Below are 3965 nucleotides of genomic sequence, written 5' to 3'. Positions count from 1 at the left end.
TAGCTTCTCCTACTTGGTTCCTTGGTGAATCATTACATTCACCCGGTGTTTTGCAACTTGACGAAAAAGACACACATGTCTTTCTCTTCATCTATTTCCTATCCAATTTTCAAAGTGCGACAGTCTCACTTGTTTGTGTTTCAAGCGCGACTTTTATATTTTATAACAACTCGTCCTGAAAATCAAGTGGAAGTTGTTGTCAGTCAGCCGTTTGTGTGTTGCTCGCGGCGACAAGAAATAATATAACACGGTCAATAAAAGATTGCAACCCTTTTTTAAAAACTTTTTTCATGATGTTATTTTCTTCTCTCCTCTAATAGTTTTATTGAGGTTTTCGCTCTCCAAATGGTCACTCATTGTTATATAATTAAGATATCGGATAGAAGCCCCTCCTGTTGGGAGAAGTCATGATCATGCGTGCTCTGGCACTCGCTTTCCTGCTCGGTGCTGTGCTCCTCGCATTCGGCGCGTTCCACAGGAGTCAGATGAGCCAGAGTACCCGTAGTGCTGTGCTCCTCGACTACGCCGCGTACAGCGTTCAGCAGGATGACGACAATGTTGATGGCGGATATCTTGTACTCAAGGCCGCCAACAACCGTCCTGACACCAGCTGGAACCTGACGATGCGGATCATCTGTGGTGTGGGGAGTGCCTGCTCGCTTCTCATGGCTGTAGTGCTCTTCGTACGTTCTTGAGGGGAATCCCCCCAGGATCAACGGCCTGCTGTTTGTCCAATAGGAAAACACAGCAGGCCACCCATATTATTTATTAACAGCGATAATCATACTTCTCATTATAAGACCTCTTTTAGATCAATCAGCTATACTTCAAATGAACTGTAAAAGTTGTACCCTCTCCTAATTTACTCTTCACCGTAACATAACCTTGATGCGCTTCTACATATTCTTTTGCAATGGCAAGACCTAATCCCATCCCGCCATGTTCCCTGGACCGATCTTTATCTGCTCGATAAAAGCGGTCAAAAACATAGGGAATATGTTCTTCTGCTATCCCATGTCCGGAATCTTTCACATGTATCTGCACTTCTTGCTCCAACGGCTCAAGGATAACGAATACTTTTCCTTGCGGAGCTGTATGACTTAGTGCGTTTGTGATCAAATTGACAAAAACTTGGGTAATTCGGTTTGGATCAACTAGTAAGAGAGGTATTTGCTCGATATTTTCCTGCTCATATTTTAATTCGATTTTACGTTCTATCGCCTCTAACTCATACATGTTCACAATATTTTTCAACAATCTTGCCAAGTCTGTCTCCGTTCTTTTTAACGGCAGTTGTCCAACTTCTGCTAAAGATAACTGATGCAAATCCTGTACCAGATGAATCAATCGTGATACTTCATCTTGAATTGGCAAAAGTGCTGCTGGTTCGGCTTTTTTTATTCCTTGCTGAATTAATTCCATTTGTCCTTGAATAATCGTAAGTGGTGTACGAAGTTCATGAGCAACATCTGCGACCAAATGGCTCCTCGCCTGTTCAGTACGATATAAACGATCTGCCATCAGGTTAAATGTTTCTCCCACTTTCCCAAACTCATCTTCTGTATTAATATGAAGTTTTGCTTGCAGATCACCATCTTTGATTTTTTCCATACTGCGTATCATCGATTGTAAAGGACTTGTTATCAACCTTGATAACCACACACCTACGAGCAAAGCTACAAGGGACGTAATAATAATCCCGACAAATGTACCCATGGTCATCGAATGAAATACAGTTTGTTCAATTATATCCAAACGATTGGGGATACTGCTGGATAACTCTAATTCCCCTACTTTCTTATCTGCGACCGAGATATCAACCGATATCGTTTCTGTGTTATTCATCCCCGACCCAATTTGTGACAAAACATTCCCATTGCTATCAAGTAATGTAAGGTTATCAATGCGATCGCCATCTTTGCTTTGATCGGCAAGAAAATGAACAAATTCGTCTACACCAAACCAAGAAGAGTCATTCTCTTGATAGAAATACGATAATTGATTAGACCATTGCTCAGCGCTAACTTGTCTTATGTTTTGGGCATAGCTTTGTATCATTTGCTGAGTATAAAGATAGGTAATTGCATAATAAGTTGAGCCTAAAAAAACAATAAGGATAATCAAACTGATGATCAACTTATTTCGAAACTTCATTCAGTTTCTCCAAATCGATAGCCAATACCATGAACAGTTTGGATATATTTGGGGTTCGCTAAATCTGACTCTATCTTTTTCCTCAAATGGCTGATATGACTATCAATACTGCGTTCATAGCTCAAATAAGTATCTCCAGTAATCACTTGCAATAGCTGCAATCGGCTGTACACAATACCTGGACGAGTCGCAAGTGTGAGCAGAATCTGAAACTCAGCTGGTGTGAGCGAAACCTCTTTATTATCTTTCAAAACCACATGTCTGTCTTCGTCTATAATAATATTTCCACGTTGGATCACATTAGAATTTAACGAGGATGGATTTGTTCTTCTCAAGACTGATCGAATACGAGCAGCTAATTCTCGAAGACTAAATGGCTTGGTCATATAATCATCTGCTCCAACTTCCAAACCTACTACGCGATCCATTTCCTCTGTTTTCGCTGTTAGCATGATGATGGCAACACTTGATTTTTTACGAATCTCTCGACAAACTTCTAGGCCGCTTTTTTCAGGTAACATCCAATCCAATATCACAATATTGGGATTGGATTCTGCTACAGCCTTCAGTGCTTCATTCCCTGTTTTCGCTGTTATTACCTCAAAACCTTCCTGTATAAGATAAGGTTGGATGACGTCCAATACTTTCTGTTCATCATCGACTACCAATACAGATGTCTTCACTTTTCTTCACATCCTTCATGAAGAATGAAAATTCCCCATTACATATAACATTTCAGCCAAAATAGAAGTTAATTTACTGAATAATGATTCCTACAACTCCCTCAATAGGAAATTACTCTTTAAAGCATTCGATGGATTAATCATCATGCTACTACTTTCTCCTTTTATCCTCTTTTTCACGTTTGGAAATATCCACCTCCTAAAGTTAACTATTGTTAAATTGAATCAGGTTTTTTATTGATTTTCCTATATTAAGATAAAATCTCCCTTGTACCCCAATGTTTTTGCCTAGCTGATATTATAGAGATAAGATTTGGAGAAAATGTGTTGATTTCAAAAGGATAAATTTTTTTTAAAATGGAGGAAGAATAAAGTTCCTTTTTCGTTCACAAAACTTGTTATTACCACTTATAAAAAATAAAAAAATGCCTCCTCTCGGAAACATTTAAACTTGTTATGAAAATAGAGAAAGGTACTTACCATAACCTTCTTTTTCCAAATCTTTTTTCGGGATAAAACGTAGTGCAGCAGAATTAATACAGTATCGTAATCCACTTGGACCAGGTCCATCAGGAAAAACATGACCCAAATGGGAATCAGCCTCTTTGCTTCTTACTTCTGTTCGAATCATGTTATGACTATAATCCGATTTCTCTACAATTTCTTCTTCTTCAATTGGCTTCGCAAAACTCGGCCAGCCGCAACCTGCGTCATATTTATCTAGTGAACTAAAAAGAGGCTTACCAGAAACGATATCCACATATATTCCTTCCTCTTCATGATCCCAAAATTCATTTTGGAAAGGTGGCTCTGTTGCGTTATTTTGAGTTACTTCGTATTGAATTCGAGTTAATCTCTTTTTTAAGGAATCTTTGTTTTCCATATGATCCGCTCCTTATTATGGCCTTAGTTTATGTAAAATCTATATCAAAAACCCCAAGAACTTTTGTCCTTGGGGTTTGGATATTATTCCCTGAAAACCGAAGAGTGAGTAACACATCCTGATGTTTGGTAACCGAATTTGTACCAAAAGGTACTCCATAGAAAGGAGGTGATCCATCCCCACCTTCCGGTAGGGATACCTTGTTACGACTTCACCCCAATCATCTGCCCCACCTTCGGCAGCTC

The 3965-nt window shown here is 39.2% G+C and carries 4 protein-coding genes and 1 rRNA gene; 1 reads left to right on the top strand and 4 read right to left on the bottom strand.

The window, feature by feature from the left end:
- The first annotated feature begins 413 nt into the window (after window positions 1-413).
- The gene (locus MK805_RS17725) at window positions 414-695 is read left to right on the top strand and encodes a hypothetical protein (RefSeq protein WP_240877250.1); all 282 of its coding nucleotides are present in this window, start codon (window positions 414-416) and stop codon (window positions 693-695) included.
- A 121-nt stretch (window positions 696-816) separates the two neighbouring features.
- Here MK805_RS17725 and MK805_RS17720 read toward each other — a convergent pair whose 3' ends face one another.
- The 4 genes from MK805_RS17720 to MK805_RS17705 all read right to left on the bottom strand — a co-directional run.
- Entirely contained in the window at window positions 817-2154 is a 1338-nt protein-coding gene (locus tag MK805_RS17720) for a HAMP domain-containing sensor histidine kinase (protein ID WP_240877249.1), read from the bottom strand.
- Complete coding sequence (locus tag MK805_RS17715; protein WP_240877248.1) at window positions 2151-2837, bottom strand: response regulator; 687 nt, start codon at window positions 2835-2837, stop codon at window positions 2151-2153. Before MK805_RS17715 ends, MK805_RS17720 begins: the two co-directional genes overlap by 4 nt.
- A gap of 454 nt (window positions 2838-3291) precedes the next feature.
- Window positions 3292-3720, bottom strand: a complete 429-nt coding sequence (gene msrB, locus MK805_RS17710; protein ID WP_240877247.1) for a peptide-methionine (R)-S-oxide reductase MsrB — start codon at window positions 3718-3720, stop codon at window positions 3292-3294.
- Between the two features lie 161 nt (window positions 3721-3881).
- Window positions 3882-3965: ribosomal RNA gene (locus MK805_RS17705) — 16S ribosomal RNA — on the bottom strand; the annotation flags it as partial.

This window comes from Shimazuella soli (assembly GCF_022511585.1).
In the GTDB taxonomy this organism is placed as follows: Bacteria; Bacillota; Bacilli; order Thermoactinomycetales; family Thermoactinomycetaceae; genus Shimazuella; species Shimazuella soli.
This window is presented reverse-complemented; position numbering and strand designations above follow the sequence as displayed.

Bases quoted from the DNA above. Each gene is read 5' to 3' on its own strand.
- MK805_RS17725 (WP_240877250.1), top strand. From the start codon at position 414: ATGCGTGCTCTGGCACTCGCTTTCCTGCTCGGTGCTGTGCTCCTCGCA.
- MK805_RS17720 (WP_240877249.1), bottom strand. From the start codon at position 2,154: ATGAAGTTTCGAAATAAGTTGATCATCAGTTTGATTATCCTTATTGTT.
- msrB (WP_240877247.1), bottom strand. From the start codon at position 3,720: ATGGAAAACAAAGATTCCTTAAAAAAGAGATTAACTCGAATTCAATAC.